The sequence below is a fragment of the Cryobacterium flavum genome, assembly GCF_900103805.1.
Classification (GTDB): Bacteria; Actinomycetota; Actinomycetes; order Actinomycetales; family Microbacteriaceae; genus Cryobacterium; species Cryobacterium flavum.
Genome location: NZ_FNIB01000014.1, coordinates 13,729 through 30,952, shown reverse-complemented (window position 1 = coordinate 30,952; position 17,224 = coordinate 13,729). Strand labels below are relative to the sequence as shown.

At 65.3% G+C, this 17,224-nt stretch carries 17 protein-coding genes; 10 read left to right on the top strand and 7 right to left on the bottom strand.

The window, feature by feature from the left end; translation table 11 throughout:
- Positions 1-69 precede the first annotated feature (69 nt).
- The gene (locus BLS91_RS16390; protein WP_092341832.1) at positions 70-552 is read right to left on the bottom strand and encodes a CarD family transcriptional regulator; all 483 of its coding nucleotides are present in this window, start codon (positions 550-552) and stop codon (positions 70-72) included.
- A 177-nt stretch (positions 553-729) separates the two neighbouring features.
- On the opposite strand from BLS91_RS16390, the gene BLS91_RS16385 reads away from it, so the two are divergent.
- Positions 730-1,257, top strand: a complete 528-nt coding sequence (locus BLS91_RS16385) for a hypothetical protein (RefSeq protein ID WP_092341831.1) — start codon at positions 730-732, stop codon at positions 1,255-1,257.
- Positions 1,258-1,316: 59 nt separating this feature from the next.
- Here the strand turns inward: BLS91_RS16385 and BLS91_RS16380 are convergent, their stop codons facing one another.
- Both BLS91_RS16380 and BLS91_RS16375 read right to left on the bottom strand, forming a co-directional pair.
- On the bottom strand, positions 1,317-2,000 hold the full coding sequence (locus BLS91_RS16380) for a response regulator transcription factor (RefSeq protein ID WP_092341830.1): 684 nt from the start codon (positions 1,998-2,000) through the stop codon (positions 1,317-1,319).
- Positions 1,997-3,178 carry a sensor histidine kinase gene (locus BLS91_RS16375; RefSeq protein ID WP_092341829.1) on the bottom strand — a complete coding sequence of 394 codons (1,182 nt, stop codon included), beginning with the start codon at positions 3,176-3,178 and terminating at the stop codon, positions 1,997-1,999. Before BLS91_RS16375 ends, BLS91_RS16380 begins: the two co-directional genes overlap by 4 nt.
- 160 nt (positions 3,179-3,338) lie before the next feature.
- Here BLS91_RS16375 and phoU point away from each other — a divergent pair, with 160 nt between their 5' ends.
- Positions 3,339-3,995, top strand: a complete 657-nt coding sequence (gene phoU, locus BLS91_RS16370) for a phosphate signaling complex protein PhoU (protein WP_092341828.1) — start codon at positions 3,339-3,341, stop codon at positions 3,993-3,995.
- 53 nt (positions 3,996-4,048) lie between these two features.
- On the opposite strand, the gene BLS91_RS16365 is transcribed toward phoU, so the two are convergent.
- The 4 genes from BLS91_RS16365 to BLS91_RS16350 form a co-directional block, all read right to left on the bottom strand.
- Complete coding sequence (locus BLS91_RS16365; protein ID WP_092341827.1) at positions 4,049-4,801, bottom strand: phosphoglyceromutase; 753 nt, start codon at positions 4,799-4,801, stop codon at positions 4,049-4,051.
- Between the two features lie 299 nt (positions 4,802-5,100).
- Positions 5,101-6,381 carry a CAF17-like 4Fe-4S cluster assembly/insertion protein YgfZ gene (gene ygfZ / locus BLS91_RS16360; protein WP_092341826.1) on the bottom strand — a complete coding sequence of 427 codons (1,281 nt, stop codon included), beginning with the start codon at positions 6,379-6,381 and terminating at the stop codon, positions 5,101-5,103.
- A gap of 343 nt (positions 6,382-6,724) precedes the next feature.
- The gene (locus tag BLS91_RS16355) at positions 6,725-7,513 is read right to left on the bottom strand and encodes a heme-binding beta-barrel domain-containing protein (RefSeq protein ID WP_092341825.1); all 789 of its coding nucleotides are present in this window, start codon (positions 7,511-7,513) and stop codon (positions 6,725-6,727) included.
- A gap of 143 nt (positions 7,514-7,656) precedes the next feature.
- Positions 7,657-7,908, bottom strand: a complete 252-nt coding sequence (locus BLS91_RS16350) for a hypothetical protein (RefSeq protein ID WP_092341824.1) — start codon at positions 7,906-7,908, stop codon at positions 7,657-7,659.
- A gap of 72 nt (positions 7,909-7,980) precedes the next feature.
- Between BLS91_RS16350 and BLS91_RS16345 the strand changes: the two genes are divergently transcribed.
- The 8 genes from BLS91_RS16345 (at position 7,981) to pstB (ending at position 17,142) form a co-directional block, all read left to right on the top strand.
- Positions 7,981-8,673, top strand: a complete 693-nt coding sequence (locus BLS91_RS16345; protein ID WP_092341823.1) for a response regulator transcription factor — start codon at positions 7,981-7,983, stop codon at positions 8,671-8,673.
- On the top strand, positions 8,642-9,676 hold the full coding sequence (gene mshD / locus BLS91_RS16340) for a mycothiol synthase (RefSeq protein WP_092341822.1): 1,035 nt from the start codon (positions 8,642-8,644) through the stop codon (positions 9,674-9,676). Before BLS91_RS16345 ends, mshD begins: the two co-directional genes overlap by 32 nt.
- A gap of 135 nt (positions 9,677-9,811) precedes the next feature.
- Complete coding sequence (locus tag BLS91_RS16335) at positions 9,812-11,983, top strand: RNA degradosome polyphosphate kinase (protein ID WP_092341821.1); 2,172 nt, start codon at positions 9,812-9,814, stop codon at positions 11,981-11,983.
- A 5-nt stretch (positions 11,984-11,988) separates the two neighbouring features.
- Positions 11,989-12,924: an NUDIX hydrolase gene (locus tag BLS91_RS16330; protein WP_092341876.1), complete on the top strand. Its 936-nt coding sequence runs from the start codon at positions 11,989-11,991 to the stop codon at positions 12,922-12,924.
- Positions 12,925-13,074: 150 nt separating this feature from the next.
- Complete coding sequence (pstS, locus tag BLS91_RS16325; protein WP_092341820.1) at positions 13,075-14,166, top strand: phosphate ABC transporter substrate-binding protein PstS; 1,092 nt, start codon at positions 13,075-13,077, stop codon at positions 14,164-14,166.
- A gap of 145 nt (positions 14,167-14,311) precedes the next feature.
- Complete coding sequence (pstC, locus tag BLS91_RS16320) at positions 14,312-15,253, top strand: phosphate ABC transporter permease subunit PstC (RefSeq protein WP_092341819.1); 942 nt, start codon at positions 14,312-14,314, stop codon at positions 15,251-15,253.
- Positions 15,253-16,341, top strand: a complete 1,089-nt coding sequence (pstA, locus tag BLS91_RS16315; RefSeq protein WP_092341818.1) for a phosphate ABC transporter permease PstA — start codon at positions 15,253-15,255, stop codon at positions 16,339-16,341. The genes pstC and pstA overlap by 1 nt, the downstream gene beginning before the upstream one ends.
- A gap of 21 nt (positions 16,342-16,362) precedes the next feature.
- Positions 16,363-17,142: a phosphate ABC transporter ATP-binding protein PstB gene (pstB, locus tag BLS91_RS16310; RefSeq protein WP_092341817.1), complete on the top strand. Its 780-nt coding sequence runs from the start codon at positions 16,363-16,365 to the stop codon at positions 17,140-17,142.
- The last annotated feature ends 82 nt before the right edge of the window (positions 17,143-17,224 follow it).

The window sequence follows — 17,224 nt, the reverse complement described above, 5'->3', positions numbered from 1 at the left end:
TATCTGGTGAAGTGCGAGGGAACATGCAAAAGGCGGCGCCTCACGGCGCCGCCCCTCACGAAAGAATAGTCAGGAAGCAAGGACCTCATCGAGAACGGTGGACGCTTTCTCTTCGTCGGTCTTTTCGGCCAGGGCCAGCTCGCTGATCAGGATTTGGCGAGCCTTGGCCAGCATGCGCTTCTCGCCGGCAGATAGACCACGGTCCTGGTCGCGGCGCCACAGGTCGCGCACGACCTCTGACACCTTGATCACATCGCCGCTTGCCAGCTTTTCGAGATTGGCCTTGTACCGGCGGGACCAATTGGTGGGCTCTTCGGTGAACGGTGCGCGTAGCACTTCGAACACCTTGTCGAGGCCGTCCTGGCCGATCACATCGCGAACGCCGACGAGGTCGACGTTTTCGGCGGGAACTTCGATGGTGAGATCACCCTGGGTGACATTCAGCTTGAGGTACAGCTTCTCTTCGCCCTTGATGATGCGGGTCTTCACCTCGGTGATCATTGCGGCACCATGGTGGGGATATACGACGGTTTCGCCAACCTGAAACAGCATGGATGTGATCCCTTCAGCAACTTCTAAGATACCACAGCTTCGAGGTGCTACAGTACGCGCGCCCCCGCGAGGCACCGGCCGACAATCGTGCGCTCACACACGCCGCTAAGCTAGTGACAAAGAGAATTTTGCAGCGTCGGCCACTGTCGCGCGCTGCTTTCAGTAAGTGGAGGTCTTGTGAGAGCGCGCATCGCTGCATCCGTCGTCTTGGCGGCTGGCATTCTGTTGGGCACGAGCGCGTGCGGATTTTTCGCACCGCAGGCCACCTCGATTCAGTACAACGCGAGTGACGGCGTGAGCGGAGACGTCGGCGAAATCCACGTTCGCAACGCCCTACTGGTCTCCGCCGACGGCGAACTGGCCAACCTCATCGTCTCCGTTGTTAATCCGACGGACACCCTGCAGCAGGTGCTCGTGCAGTACAAGTCCAGCACCGGCACGGTGTCGCAGGACATTCCAGTCGAGGCCAACACCACCGTGACGTTCGGCACCGACGGCGCCCCCTCGGTGGTGCTGGAGAACATGGGCAGCCAGCCCGGCTCGCTGTTTCCGGTGTTCTTCCAGTACGGCGAAGAGACCGGCATCGAACTGCTGCTGCCCGTTCTTTCTGGCACCCAGGGCGAGTATTCGACCCTGATGCCCACGCTCGCACCGACCGAGACTCCCACCGAAACACCAACACCGACGGCCACGCCCGCCGCGTAACGTTCTTCTAGCTCAGGCCGTCGCCCCCTGCGGGTCGGCGGCCTGAGCTGTCTTTCGGGCTACGCTTCGAACCGGTAACCCAGCCCGCGAACGGTGACGAGCATCACCGGCTCGGAGGGCGCAGTTTCGATGCGCGAGCGAATGCGTTTGATGTGCACGTCGAGCGTCTTGGTGTCACCGAAGTAGTCGGTGCCCCAGACCCGATCGATGAGCTGGCCGCGGGTAAGCACCCGGCCGGCGTTGCGCAGCAGAAATTCGAGCAGTTCGAATTCCTTCAACGGCATGTTGACGAGCTCGCCGGAGACGGTGACGGCGTGCCGCTCCACGTCCATGCGCACCGTGCCGGCCGTGAGCATGGTGTCCACATCGGCCGTGCTCTGGTCTTCGTGCCGTCGCAGCACCGCGCGAATGCGGGCGACCAGTTCGCGGGTGGAATACGGCTTCGTGACATAATCGTCGGCGCCGAGCTCGAGCCCGACGACGATGTCAATTTCGGAATCCTTCGCCGTGAGCATGATGATCGGCACGGTCGACCGGGTACGAATCTCCCGGCACACCTCGGTACCCGGAATGCCGGGCAGCATCAGGTCGAGCAGAATCAGGTCGGTGCCGTTCTGGTCGAACTCGCTGATCGCGCTCGGGCCGTCTTCGGCTACGACGACCTCGTAGCCTTCACGCTCGAGCAGAAAGCTGAGCGGCTCGCTCAGTGCGCTCTCGTCTTCAACCAAGAGGATGCGGGTCATAGTGTGTCTCCTGCCGCCGCACGGACGGCTCGTTTCGGTTGGATAGTGTCGACGGGCTTCGCCGCCTCTGGAAGGCGAATGGTGAAGGTGGATCCGCTGCCGGGCTGCGACCAGACTCGAATGTCGCCGCCGTGGTTCTGCACGACGTGCTTGACGATGGACAGGCCAAGGCCGGTACCGCCGGTGTGCCGGGACCGGGCCTGGTCGACTCGGAAAAAGCGTTCAAACACCCGATCGAGGTCGGCCTCGGCAATTCCGACGCCCTGGTCGGTCACGGTGATCTCGACGATGCCCTTCTGCAGGCGCACGCCGACGCCCACCCGGGACCCCTCGAGGGAATAGTTCACCGCGTTCGCGACCAGATTGTGCACGGCCACGGTGAGCAGAGCCTCATCACCGAAGACCAGGGCGCCGGACTTCTTGCCGATGACGATCGTGATGCGCTCGGCCTCGGCGACCACCCGGCTTTGGTCGACCGCGGCGGCGACGATGTCGTCGACCTTGAGAATCTCCGGTTCGGCGAGGGCGTCCTGCGCCTGCAGCCTGGAGAGTTCGATGATCTCCTGGGTGAGGCGGCCGAGCCTGGCCGACTCTGTCGTTAACCGGTTGGCGAACCGGCGAACCTGCTCCGGTTCATCCGCTGCCTTGTCGAGCGCCTCGGCGAGCAGCCCGACGGAGGCGATGGGGGTTTTCAGCTCGTGGCTGATGTTGGCCACGAAGTCGCGGCGCACCTCGTCGAGGCGAAACGCTTCGGTGCGGTCCTCGGCCAGAAGCAGCACGTAGCGTGTGCCGAGTCGGGCCAAGCGCACCCGAAAGCGCATGCTCGCGTCGCCGAACGGGCCGCGGGAGAGCACGAGGTCTTCACTGATCGGCTCGCCGGTCAGCCGTACCCGGCGGGCCAGTTCGAGCAGTTCGGGGTGCACGAGCTGCTGGTTCCAGACCAGACCGAGGGTGAGGGCGCCCGGGCTGGTCTTGATCACGTTGTTCGACGGGTCGAGAACGACCCCGGCAGTCTCGAGGGCGTCGAGCACCTGATCGATACCGTCCGGTACCGCTGGGTTCACTACCTCAGAGGCGCGGCGACCGTGACGCTCGGCGACGTGCACGAGCGACACGAACCCGGCGCCAACACCGAGTCCGAGTGCCAGCGACAGCAACACCAGCCACGTCGATTCCATCTCTACAGATTACTGACAGTCTTCGGCCGTCGTTCGCAGCGTGGGTGTGCGGGAGCCTGTACTTTAGAAAGTGTTCAAGTCTGCGGCACCTGCCGTTAACCTGAATTCGACATCATAAACCCGATCGTGCGTGTTCGCGCGGCAAGGAAGGAACACCCCCATGCGCGATGTATTTCAACAAGAACTCGCCGAAGTTCAGCAGCGACTCGTGGAAATTTCGCGCCTCGTCGCGATCTCCATGGACAAGGCCACTCGCGCTTTCAACGAAAGCGACGTGGGTTTGGCCGAAGAGGCCATCACCGAAGACGAGAAGATCGACGAGCTCACGGTCGAGCTTGACGAGCTCGCCATCACCATTCTCGCGCGCCAGCAGCCGGTCGCCCGCGACCTGCGCATCGTGGTCAGCGCCCTGCGCATCAGCGCCTCCCTCGAGCGGATGGGCGACCTCGCCACCCACATCGCCCAGCTGGCCCGGTACCGTTTTCCCGACAAGGTCATCCCCAAGGGGCTGCGCGGCACCTTCGCCGAGATGGGCGCCCTCGACGTGGTCATCGCGAACATGCTCACCGAGCTGCTCACCCACCAGGACATGCACCTCGCCGACACCATTCGCAACGAGGATGACAAGGTCGACGCCCTGCACCTGAGCGTGTTCGACGCCGTGCTCGGCGAGACCTGGAAGGGACTCGCGGCCGACACCGTCGACGCGACCCTGGCCAGCCGATACCACGAACGTTTCGCGGACCACGCGGTGTCCATCGCCAAGAAGGTGCAGTACCTCGGCACCGGGGCCTGGCACCAGGACGACAACGTCTGATTTCTGGCACGCGAGAGGCCCCGGAGGTCCTACTCCGGGGCCTTCTATGCCGGCTACTTCTTGTTGCCTTGGGCTGCTACTGCGGCCGCTCCGGCGGCTGCCGCCTCGGGGTCGAGGTACTGCCCCGGCGCCAGCGGCATGAGGTCTTCGCCGAGCTGGTAGACGAGCGGGATTCCGGTGGGAATGTTCAGCTCGGCGATGTCCGCGTCACTGATTCCGTCGAGGTGCTTGACCAGGGCCCGCAGCGAGTTGCCGTGCGCGGTGACCAGCACGGTCTTGCCCGCCTGCAGGTCGGGAACGATGTCGGACTGCCAGTAGGGCAGCATCCGCTCGACGACGTCTTTGAGGCATTCGGTGCGGGGCAGGTCGGGGCCGAGGCCGGCGTAGCGGGCGTCGTGCGCCTGCGAGAATTCGCTGGAGTCGTCGAGCACGGGCGGCGGGGTGTCGTAGGAACGGCGCCACAGCATGAACTGGTCCTGGCCGAACTTGGCCTGGGTGGCGGCCTTGTCGAGGCCCTGCAGCCCGCCGTAGTGGCGTTCGTTGAGGCGCCAGGAGCGCTTCACGGGGATCCACATGCGGTCGGCTTCCTCGAGCGCGAGGTTCGCGGTCTGGATGGCGCGGGACAGCAGGCTGGTGTGCAGCACGTCGGGCAGCAAGCCGGCGTCCTTCAGCAGCACGCCGGCGCGCGCGGCCTCGGTGGCGCCTTGCTCGCTGAGGCGAACGTCCACCCAGCCGGTGAACAGGTTCTGCTGGTTCCAGGTGCTTTGGCCGTGACGGAGGAGGACGAGTGTGTAGGGGGCAGACATGTGCCCACTCTATCGAGGGCGGTCGGTGTTCGTGCGGGCAGGCGTTGGCTGCAGCAGTACGTGCGGCCACAACGGATGCCGCCACCCGCGTGATTGCGCGCGCGGCAGCACCCTCGTCGTGTTGGATGACAAAACTGCGGAGATTTCGGAGGGATCAGGCTCAATCTGCCATGTTTCATCAGGGGCTGCGAACGAGAATCTCCGCAGTTTTGAACGGTGCCGCCGATACCCGTCTACGTCAAGCTCTCGCCGAAGGCGCGAAAATATAGTCCGTAGCCTGAATTTGAGGCAACCGCAGGCTAGTGCGCGGTGCGCACTCCGAGGCGGGGCAGGCGCGGGATGTCGGCGACGGATCCGGCGGACTGTGGGACGATGATTTCCTGGGCGGCCGAGATGCTGATTCCCTCGGACTCGACGTACAGCGTCGACGCGGCCGGAATGGTGCGCTTGATCACGGCGAGGGCGATCGGGCCAAGCTCGTAGTGGATCGCGCTCGAAGTTATGGCGCCGACGGTGACCCGCTCGGCTTCTTGCTCGGGCCGGACGCGATCGGCCTGCACGGGGTCGCCCGGGGCGGGAAGCACTCCCTCTGAGCCGTCGAGGTGCAGCATGACGAGGCGGCGGGGCGGGTGGCCGAGGTTGTGCACCTTCGCCACGGTCTCTTGCCCGCGGTAGCAGCCCTTGCTCAGGTGCACGGCGGTACGCAGCCAGTCCAGCTCGTGTGGGATGCTCTTCTCATCGACCTCGCGGGCCCGGCGCGGGCGCCAGGCGGCGATGCGCAGGGCTTCGAGGGCGAGGAGTCCGGCGGGTTTCACTGGTGAAGCGGATGTTGCGGCGCTGGTCTCGCGGGCCGGCGCGGTCCGGGTGTCGGGCGTGCCGAGCGCGGGTGTTTCGGCGGGCGCGGCGGCGAGGGCGGGCGTTACCGTCAGGGTTCCGGCGGCGAGGGCATCGCGCAGGGCTGGCAGGCTCGCGCGCGGTACGAGGGTTTCGGTGTAGGTCCAGAGGGTTCCGGGATGTACGGGGGTCTCGGCGTACTGGTGGCCGCCGCGGGTGACGGAGGCCCAGGGGTCCAGCCAGGTCAGGGGCACGTCGTTGGGTGCGGCGGCGGCGAGGCCGACGGTGGCGGGGGCATCCGTCATGGCGCCGATCGTGGCGTAGGCGAGGGTGTGGTCGACGACCTGAACGCGCAGCATGAACTTCATGCGGTCGAGGAAGGTGTGCAGGGCGGGCAGTTCGGCGGCTTCGAGGAGGAGCCAGGTTTCGACGCCGTCGTCGAGCACGCGGATGGCGAATTCGAGGCGTCCGGTGGGGTCGAGCAGCAGCATCTCGGTGGATTCGCCGGGTTTCAGGGCTTTCAGCTCCTGGCTGGCGATCGAGTTGAGCCAGGTGAGGCGGTCGGGGCCGGCGACGGAGAGCACGCCGCGGTGCGAGAGGTCGACGATGGCGCGGCCGGCAGCGAGGGTGCGCTGCTCGATCAAGGGGTTGCCATAGTGGGCGGCGACGCCGGTGTCGATTCCTTCGGACTGCACCGCGCCGGGCAGGGTCAGCAGCGGGGAGACGGTTGTTACCGGGTCTGTCATGTCGCTCAATTCTGCCGGCCGGGTTGACGGCGGCTGGGGGTTCCCCCGTATCAACAGTACGGGTGCGTGATTTATTCGGGGTGGGGCGACTGCTCGGGCGAACGGGCCCACCTTATGACCATGGGCCCAGTTTATAAACTGGGCCCATGGACGGGGCCTGGGCCCCGTCCAGAAAATGGGCGGTACGTGCACGATGCGCCGGTCCCGTGGAACGCGCGCGCATACCTCGAAACGCGCCCGGCAGGCGTGTCCGCGGGCGACCGGGCCCACCTTATGACCCCGGGCCCAGTTTATAAACTGGGCCCGGGGACGGGGCCTAGGCCCCGTCCCCAAAGGGGAGGGGCTACTGGACGCGAGCCAGGCGGCCGGAGGCGTGGGTGCGGAGGTCCTGGCCGAGGGCGGCGATGTCCCAGGCCCAGAGCAGGTGATTGTCGACGAGGCCGTACAGGCGCGTGGCGGCCGCGTAGGGTTTGGCGCCCGCGGTGCGGAGCACGGCATCCGTTGCGAGGTCGATGCGCGGACCCTTGACCTGCCCGAGGTAGAGCTCGGCGACGCCGCCGGGGTGCACGAGGGTGACCTCGATGTCGAAGCCACCATCACGGTTGCGCAACGTTTCCACGGCCGCAGCCGACGTGAATGGGCGCTCCCCGGTGCGGGGCAGCATGCCGGGTCCGGGGTCGCCGTCGCCCTGATGGCGACTGAGCCGCCAGTATCCGGTTTCGGTGACCAGCGGGGTTCTTTCGTCCGACTGCAGCTCGGGCGGCAAGTTCACGGCGCGCGTTTCAGTGGATGCCGCCGCGCCCGCTTCGGAGGACGCGGGCGTTTCAGCGGGCGCGGCGGCCTCCGTTTCAGCGGGCACGTCGGCATCCGTTTCCGCGGGCACGGCGGCATCCATTTCAGACGCTGCCGCGCGAGCGGCGGCATCCGTTGCGGATTCGGGCTCGAGCCAGGTGTAGGAGCTGTAGTTCAGGTGCGGCAGGCCGTCGTGGCTGAAGCTGATGCGGTGGCCGAAGGTGCGGCTGACCGACTCCTCGCCGATTTTGTATTCGAGCACGCCGGAGCCTTCCCAGACTCCGATCAACCAGGAGAGCGGAACAAGTTCGGACGGCAAACCGACCGGAAGGTCAAACATACGTACTTACCGCTGCCCCCGGTACAGCTTGTAAACAACCATGCCGGACACCCAGGCGATCGACAAGCTGGCGAGCCCCAGGAGGCCCAGGAAGAAAAGTTCTAGCGCTAACAGATCCATGCTGCGAGTCTAGTGGGGGCGCATCAGAGCGAGACGACGATTGTCGCCACCACGAGAATGACGATGGCCCCGGTGATGCTCATGGTGACCCGTTTGACGTAGCCCTCTTTGGTGCCGGTGGCGATCTGCAGGCCCAGCGTGACGAGCGTGCAGAGGGCGAGGGTGAGGCCGATCCAGCCGATCGCTGAGGCGGGCGTGGCGAGAATCGCGGTGAGCACAGCGCCCACAATCGCCAATACCCACACGGTCGCGATCGTTTTCCAGTGCCAGCTCACGTCTCTATTGTGCCTGACCGCCCGCGTTCCATGGCACGCTAGTATGAAATTCGAGATACTTGGAGGGCGCGAGTGGCGCAGTTGTTGATCCTGACCTCGGCGGCCAACAATGATGTACTCCCCGCCCTGGCGTTGCTGTCGCACAGCGCACGGCTGATTCCCGCCCAAGCGGACCAGCTCATCAACGCGCCCGACTCTGACCTCATTCTGGTCGACGCCCGCACCAATCTGGCCGCGGCCAAGTCGCTCTGCCAGATACTGCGCACGATGGGCAGCTCCACTCCCCTGCTGCTCGTGATCACCGAGGGCGGCCTCGCCGCCGTCAGCCCCGATTGGGGCGTCGACGACGTCATCCTCGACACAGCCGGCCCGGCCGAAGCGGATGCCCGCATCCGCCTGACCGCAGGCCGCCTCGCCCAAACCTCGCCGTCGAACACGATTCGCGCCGCCGGCGTCGTCATCGACGAGGCGAGCTATTCGGCAAAGGTGCACGGCAAACCGCTCGACCTCACCTATAAGGAGTTCGAGCTGCTGCGGTTTCTGGCGGCGCACCCGTCACGGGTGTTCACCCGCGAACAACTGCTGAGCGAAGTCTGGGGCTACGACTATTTCGGCGGCACCCGCACGGTCGACGTGCACGTGCGGCGCCTACGCGCCAAGCTCGGCGACCAGGAGTCGATCATCGGCACGGTGCGCAACGTCGGCTACCGGTTCAACGTGCACGAAGAGAACGATGAACGAGTTCCGAATTCTGTTCGCGCTTAGTACAGCGGATGCCGCTGGCCTGGCTACCTTTCGCCGGGTCGCCGCGGGGGCGCTTGCCTTCGACGGGTACGCGCCGTTCAATGAGCAGGCGTTGTATGACCTGCAGGCTGGTCTTCGGACCGCCTATTTGGTGCGCGTTGCCGGCCACGAATTCGAGACAGGTCACGTGCCCGTTATGGCGGCCTCGACGGGCTCGACCAACGGAGACGGTCACGTCGGCGCCGCGGCGACGATCGTCGTGGGAGCAGCGCTGGGCGGACGCGGGGAGATTGACCTGGTGATCAGTCCGGAATATCGGCGACGCGGGTTTGGCCGAACGGCCTTTCGTGAACTCGCAGCGACCGAGCCCAACGGGCTGACCGCCTGGTCGCACGGCGATCATCCGGCTGCTCGCGCCCTCGCGATCGAACTGCGGTTCGTCGCCGCCCGCACACTGCTGGAATTGCGCAAGCCACTCTTTTCGGCTGAAGCCGGGGCAGGCGCATCTGACGCTGCGCCGGAAGCCGAGGTGGCGGGCGAAGCTGAGGCTGCCTCGGCGAGCGGGGCGGGGGCATCCGTTTTGGGCGATGCGAGTATTTCGGGATTTCGGGTGGGAGTCGACGACGCCGAATGGGTCGCGCTCAACGCGTTGGTGTTCACGAGCCACCCGGAGCAGGGCGCGATCACCGAGGCCGACCTGGCCGCGCGGCAGGCCGAGGACTGGTTCGATGCCGACGACTTTCTGATTCTGCGCGACGCCGACGGCCGCATGATCGGCTATAACTGGCTCAAGGTTGACGGGGCGATCGGCGAAATTTACGTGGTGGGGGTGCATCCGGATGCCGCTGGCCGCGGGCTCGGCCGGGTGCTCATGCAGGCCGGCCTGCAGCGCCTGGCTGACGCCGGTTGCACGAGCGCCGCGCTCTACGTCGAGGCCGACAGCCTCGGCCCGGTGCACCTGTATCGGGCGCTCGGCTTCACCGACCACACCGTCGACGTGCAATACCGCCGCCTCGCCGGCTGAGGCACCACCGACTGACACCGCGCGACGTAACACTGGGTACCCGACACGCCGCAAAGTCAACGGCCCCGGCATAATTTCGCGTGACGTTCACCCGGTTCGTCGCGACGGCGCGACCAACGGTGTCAGGATGGTCAGATGGACGGCGAAATCACCCAAGCAGACTCGGGACTCACAGACTTCGATGACGACTTTGACCCACTCATCGAAAAAGTCGACCCCACGCTGCCGGACGACCGCTACCTCGACCGCGAGCTGAGCTGGCTCGCCTTCAACCAGCGGGTTCTGGAACTGGCCGAAGATGAGAGCCTGCCGGTACTGGAGCGCACCAACTTTCTCGCCATCTTCGCCAGCAACCTCGACGAGTTCTTCATGGTGCGCGTCGCCGGCCTGAAGCGCCGCATCCTCACCGGGCTGGCGGTGCCAACCAACGTGGGGCGCGCTGCCCAGGACGTGCTCAGTGACATCTCGGCCGCCGCCCACGCCCTGCAGGATCGCCACGCCCTCGCCTTCCAGAGCCTCGTGCGCCCCGCCCTCGCCGAGGCCGGGATTGAAGTCGTCGACTGGCAGAGCCTCGATGACTCCGATCGTCGTTCGCTCCGTACCTATTTTTCTAACCAGATTTTTCCGGTGCTGATGCCTCTCGCGGTTGATCCGGCGCATCCATTTCCTTATATTTCGGGCCTGTCGCTCAACCTGGCCGTGCGGGTGCGCAACTCCAAGACCGGCAAGCAGGAGTTCGCCCGGCTCAAGGTGCCACCCATGCTGCCACGCTTCGTGCGGGTCGACCGCCGGGAGTCGGTTGACCGCATCCGCTATATCGCCCTGGAAGACCTGATCGCCAACCAGCTCGGCGATCTGTTCCCGGGCATGGAGATTCTCGAGCACCACGTGTTTCGGGTCACCCGCAACGAAGACGTCGAGATCGACGAAGACGAAACCGAGAACCTGATCAAGGCGCTCGAGAAGGAGCTGCTGCGTCGCCGGTTCGGCCCGCCCATTCGGCTCGAGATCACCGAGGACATGGACGAGGTCACCCTCGGCCTGCTCGTGCGCGAGCTCGACGTGACCGAGCAGGAGGTCTACCACCTGCCCGCGCCGCTCGACCTCGGCGGCCTGTTCGACCTGCGCATCGACCGGCCCGACCTGCACTTCGCCAAGCACGTGCCGACCACGGCGGCGCAACTGTTGCCGAGCGAGCCCAACGCCGAGCAGGACATCTTCGCCGCGGTCGCCAAGCAGGACGTGCTGCTGCACCACCCCTACGAGTCCTTCGCGACGAGCGTGCAGGCCTTTCTGGAGCAGGCCGCGGCCGACCCGAACGTGCTCGCCATCAAGCAGACGCTGTACCGCACGAGCGGTGACAGCCCCATCGTCGAGGCGCTCATCGCCGCCGCCGACAGCGGCAAGCAGGTGCTCGCGCTGGTGGAGATCAAGGCCCGCTTCGACGAGCAGGCCAACATCACCTGGGCACGCAAACTCGAAAAAGCCGGCGTGCACGTGGTCTACGGCCTGGTCGGCCTGAAAACCCACTGCAAGCTCGCCCTCGTGGTGCGCTACGAGAAGGGCGTGCTGCGGCACTACAGCCACATCGGCACCGGAAACTACAACCCCAAGACCAGTCGCATCTACGAAGATCTCGGACTGCTGACAGCGGATGCCCAGGTCGGCAAAGACCTCACCCGTCTGTTCAACGAGTTGTCGGGTTACGCGATTGAGAAGAAGTTCAAGCGGTTGCTGGTGGCTCCGCTGCACCTGCGGAAGGCTTTGCTGAAGCACATCGCGATCGAGACCGAGAACGCGCTCGCCGGTAAGACCAGCGGCATCCGGATCAAGGTGAACTCGATGGTCGATGAGGACATCATCGACGCGCTGTACCGGGCCAGTCAGGCCGGCGTGCAGGTCGATGTCTGGGTGCGCGGCATCTGCAGCCTGCGGCCGGGCGTCGTGGGTATGAGCGAGAACATTCGGGTGCGGTCGATCCTCGGGCGGTATCTCGAACACTCGCGCATCTTCAGCTTTCACAGCCTCGGCGGAACCCAGGTGTACATCGGTAGCGCCGACATGATGCACCGCAACCTCGACCGCCGGGTCGAAGCTCTCGTGCGGCTGGTCGACCCTGAGCATCTGGTCGAGATCGATGCGCTGTTCGAACGTGCGATGGATCCGCGCACGTCGGGCTGGTGGCTCGACGCAACCGGCCAGTGGACCCGCCACGACGTCGACGAGAACGGCGTACACCTGGACGACATGCAGAACAAGTTGATGCAGCAGATCAGCGCGCGCAAGCGGCCGTCCGGGCGTCGCTAGTGGCTGTGAAATCGACCGACGTTTACGCCGCCGGAGCGGTCTGCTGGCGCCTGATTGACGGCCGCATGCACGTGCTGCTCATTCACCGCACAGTGCACGGCGACGTGACCATCCCCAAGGGCAAGGTTGACCCGGGCGAGACTCTGCCCCGCACCGCGGTGCGCGAGGTCGAGGAAGAGACCGGGCTGGCCGTCGCGCTCGGTGTTCCGCTCGGGGTCTCGCACTACGATATGCCCGACGGCCGCACCAAGATCGTGCACTACTGGGCCGCCGAAATTACGCCGGAGGCCATCGCGAAATCGACGTTCGTGCCGAACGGCGAGGTCGCTGCCATCGAGTGGGTCACCATTAAGAAGGCTCGCACCTACCTGACTTACCCGGCCGATGTGGAGATTCTCGAGACGTTCTCTGCGCTGGTCGACGCTGGCGTGACTCGCACGTTCGCGCTGATCGCGCTGCGCCACGGTAAGGCGGCGCCGCGCACTGGCGACGGTCCCGACGCGCGTCGCCCGCTGACCGCGCGCGGCGTAAAGCAGGCCGCGAGCCTGGTCGACACGATCACGGCCTGGCGCCCGCTGCGCATTCTCTCGAGCACCGCAACGCGGTGTGTCACGACGGTGGCTCCGCTGGCTGCGTTCACCGGCATCCCGATCAAGCAATCCGAGCTGATCAGCCAGGACGCCCTCGAAACCGGCGAAGCGGATGTTCGCACCGTCGTCGGCAAGCGGGTGCGGGCCCGCAAGACGGCGGTTTTGTGCAGCCACGGGCCGGTGCTGCCGGAGATTTTGCGGGAGATCGCGCTGGCGACGGGCTCGCAGCCGTCTGCGGCGCTGTCGGACGCGGCGCATTTGGACACCGGAGGGTTCTCGATCGTGCACCTGTCGTCGGAGAACCCGGCCTCGGGCATTCTGGCCGTGGAGACATACCCCGCGACTGCCTGAGCCGCAGGGCAGCAAGCGTTATCTCTCGTTCACCTTCTGTTTACCTTCAGGATGGTCGGCGGTTACTTCAGATCTCTAGCCTCGTTCACGGGCCAGCACCGGCTTGCATCAGCAAACACAGTCTTGTCAAAACCCTGAAAGGGAACACACGTGAACTTCAAGCGTTTCGGCCGTCCCGCGGTCATCGCCATTGCCGCAGGCCTCGCACTCTCGTCCTGTGCAGCAAACGAAGGCGCCGCACCGGCGTCCGACGAAGCGTCGGCCTCGACGCTCACCGGCACCCTCAACGGCGCGGGCGCCAGCTCAATGGATGCCGCCCAGCAGGCCTGGATCGCCGGCTTTCAGACCGCTAACCCCGCCGTCACGATCAACTACGAGCCCTCCGGCTCGGGCGGCGGACGCGAAGCATTCATCGCCGGCGGCACCGACTTCGCCGGCAGCGACTCCTACATGAGTGCCGACGAACTCGCCGGCACTTTCAAGTCCTGCGCTCCCGACAGCAAGGCCGTTGACCTGCCGGTCTACATCTCCCCCATCGCCGTGATCTTCAACGTCGACGGCCTCACCGACCTCAACATCGATGCTGACACGCTCGCCAAGATTTTCTCCGGCGCGATCACCAGCTGGGACGACGCTGCCATCGCCAAGCTGAACCCCGACGCCACCCTGCCGGCCACGGCCATCGCCGCCGTGCACCGCTCGGACGACTCGGGTACCACGAAGAACTTCACCGACTACCTCGGCAAGGCCGCCTCTGACGTGTGGACCGAAAAGGCCTCTGACACGTTCCCCTTCCCCGGCGAGGGTGCTAAGGGCACCTCCGGTGTGGTTGACGCCGTCACCAACGGCGTGGGAACCATCGGCTACGCCGACGCTTCGCAGGCCGGCAAGCTCAGCACCGCCAAGCTCATGGTCGGCACCGACTTCGTGGCTTACACCCCCGAGGCTGCGGCCGAGGTTGTCGCCGGATCGCCCCTCGTGCCCGACCGCGCAGCCGATGACCTCGCGCTCGACCTGAACCGCAAGACCACCAACCCGGCCGAGTACCCGCTGGTTCTGGTGAGCTACGCGATCGTCTGCAACGAGTACGCTGACCCGGCCAAGGGTGAGCTCGTCAAGGCATACATCGAGTACATCGCCAGCGCTGCCGGCCAGACCGTTGCTGAGGGAGCCGCCGGTGTTGCACCACTGACGAGCGAACTTGAAACCAAGGTCGCCGCGGTTCTCGCGACCGTCAAGTAACAACGTTTACCTACCTGCCCGGTCCTTTCTCGCACATCTGCGAGGACGGATCGGGCAGACTGGGGTGTACGGCCAGTTGCGTCCAGCCGCATGGCACCCCCGTTTCACATAATTTCACCAGCACGACGCTACTTAGGAGACCGGCATGACCACCGCTGCCGCCACGACCATCAAGGCCAGGCAACGCCCGGGCGACCGCATCTTCTCCTCGGCCACCGTGATCTCCGGCAGCCTGATCCTCGCCATGCTCGCCGCCGTGGCCATCTTTCTCCTCGTCGAAAGCCTGCCGGCGTTCGTCGCGGCGCCCGAGGACTTCAGCGGAGACGTGACCAACTTTTGGTCCTACGTAGGCCCGCTCGTGTTCGGCACGATCTACTCGGCCATACTGGCGCTGCTCATGGCCGTGCCGGTAGCCATCGGCATCGCCCTGTTCATTTCGCACTTCGCCCCGCGCAAGCTCGCGCAGGGCCTCGGCTACCTCGTAGACCTGCTCGCCGCCGTTCCCTCAGTGGTGTTCGGGCTCTGGGGCATCGGCGTGCTGGCCCCGCTCGTGCAGCCGTTCTACACCACCATCGTGGAGTGGTTCGGCTGGTTCACCCCCTTCGCTGGCCCGGTCTCCGGCACCGGGCGCACTATCTTCACCGTCTCGATTGTGCTCGCCGTGATGATTCTGCCCATCATCACCGCCATCTGTCGTGAGATTTTTCTGCAGACGCCGCTGCTGCACGAGGAAGCCGCTCTGGCTCTCGGCGCCACCCGCTGGGAAATGATTCGCATGGCCGTGCTGCCGTTCGGCCTGCCGGGCATCATCTCCGCCTCGATGCTCGGCCTCGGCCGAGCCCTCGGCGAGACCATGGCCGTGGCCATGGTGCTCTCCCCCAGCCCCGAGGTGATTTTTCAACTGCTGACCGCGCAGAACTCCAACACGATCGCCGCCAATATCGCGCTGAACTTTCCTGAGGCGCACGGCGTTGGCGTGAACATTCTGCTCGCGACCGGCCTCATCCTGTTCGTCGTGACGCTGCTCGTGAACATGCTGGCCCGGGTCATTATCAACAGCCGTAAGGCATTTTCGGGAGCCAACTGATGTCATCCGTTTTGGAAGCCGCGCCGCTGACCAACTCCCTCACCGCCGGCAAGCTGCCCCGCCGTTCGTCGCTCTGGGTGCTGCTGGCCAGCTGGGCCGTGTCGGCCGCCTTCTTCACCATGCTCTACCTCTCGGGCGCCGTCGACGGCTTCAACATTGTGGGCACGGCCGTGTTCGGCACCGTGCTCTACTGCGTGGCCATCTACGTACTGTCCCGGCTGGTCGAGGGCTCGCGCAAGGCTAAAGACCGGCTGATGACGGCGCTGGTGACCGCTGCTTTCGTGATCGCCCTGCTGCCGCTGATCTCGATCATCTACACGACGGTTGTGAACGGGCTGCCCGCGTTTTTGACGCCGACGTTCTTCACCTCCTCGCAGCGCAACGTGGTCGGTGCCGGCGGCGGCGTGCTGCACGCGATCACCGGCACGCTGCTGGTCACCGGCGTGGCGACACTGATTTCGGTGCCGATCGGTCTGTTGACCTCGATCTACCTGGTGGAATACGGCCGCGGCCGGCTCGCGAGATCGATTACCTTCTTCGTCGATGTGATGACCGGCATCCCCTCGATCGTGGCCGGCCTATTTGCGTTCGCACTGTTCGCGCTGCTGTTCAACGACCCAGGTGTGCGCTTCGGCTTCGGCGGGTCGATCGCGCTGTCGGTGCTGATGATTCCGGTGGTAGTGCGCTCGAGCGAAGAGATGCTCAAGCTCGTGCCCAACGAACTGCGCGAGGCCGCTTTTGCACTGGGCGTGCCGAAATGGCTGACCATTCTCAAGGTCGTGCTGCCGACATCCATTGCCGGAATCGTGACCGGAGTCATGCTGTCGATCGCCCGCGTGATCGGTGAGACGGCGCCGCTGCTCATCATTGCCGGGTTCACGTCGAGCATGAACTACGACCTGTTCAGCGAGCGGATGATGACACTCCCGGTGTTCGTGTACACCCAGTACGCCAACCAGGGCGCCGATTCGCAGGCCTACATCGACCGGGCCTGGGCCGGGGCGCTCACCCTGATTCTGATCGTGATGCTGCTCAACGGTCTCGCCCGCCTCATCGCCCACTGGTTCTCGCCCAAGCTGGGCCGCTAACTCTTCTTAGAAAGGACTTAAATGTCTAAGCGCATCGAAGTCAACGACCTCAACGTGTACTACAGCAATTTTCTCGCCGTCGAGGGTGTCTCGATTGTCATCGAGCCGCGCACGGTGACCGCGTTCATCGGGCCCAGCGGTTGCGGAAAATCCACGTTCATTCGCACGCTCAACCGCATGCACGAGGTCATCCCCGGCGCGCGCGTTGAGGGCGAAGTGCTCATCGACGGCAACAACCTGTACGGCCCGGGCGTTGACCCGGTGCTCGTGCGCCGCCAGGTGGGCATGGTCTTTCAGCGGCCCAACCCGTTTCCGACCATGTCGATTCAGGACAACGTGCTGGCCGGCGTGAAGCTCAACAACCGCCGCATGAGCAAAACGGATGCCGACGACCTCACCGAAAAGGCCCTCCGCGGCGCCAACCTGTGGAACGAGGTGAAGGATCGCCTGGCGCGGCCCGGATCGGGGTTGTCGGGCGGGCAGCAGCAGCGCCTCTGCATCGCTCGGGCGATTGCGGTCGAGCCCGACGTGATTCTGATGGACGAGCCGTGCTCGGCGCTCGACCCGATCTCCACGCTGGCCATTGAGGACCTCATCGAAGAGATGAAGCAGGAATACACGATCGTGATCGTGACGCACAACATGCAGCAGGCCTCGCGGGTGTCGGACCGCACGGCGTTCTTCAACATTGCGGGCACCGGCAAGCCGGGCAAGCTCATTGAGTACGACGACACGACCACGATGTTCTCAAACCCCAGCGTTCAGGCCACGGAGGACTACGTGTCGGGTCGGTTCGGCTAGGTCGCACTGGATTTGTCGCGTTCACGCGCGACGGCATCGGCTCAGTGGACAACTTTGGTGGGTGAAGACCCACCTGCACCCA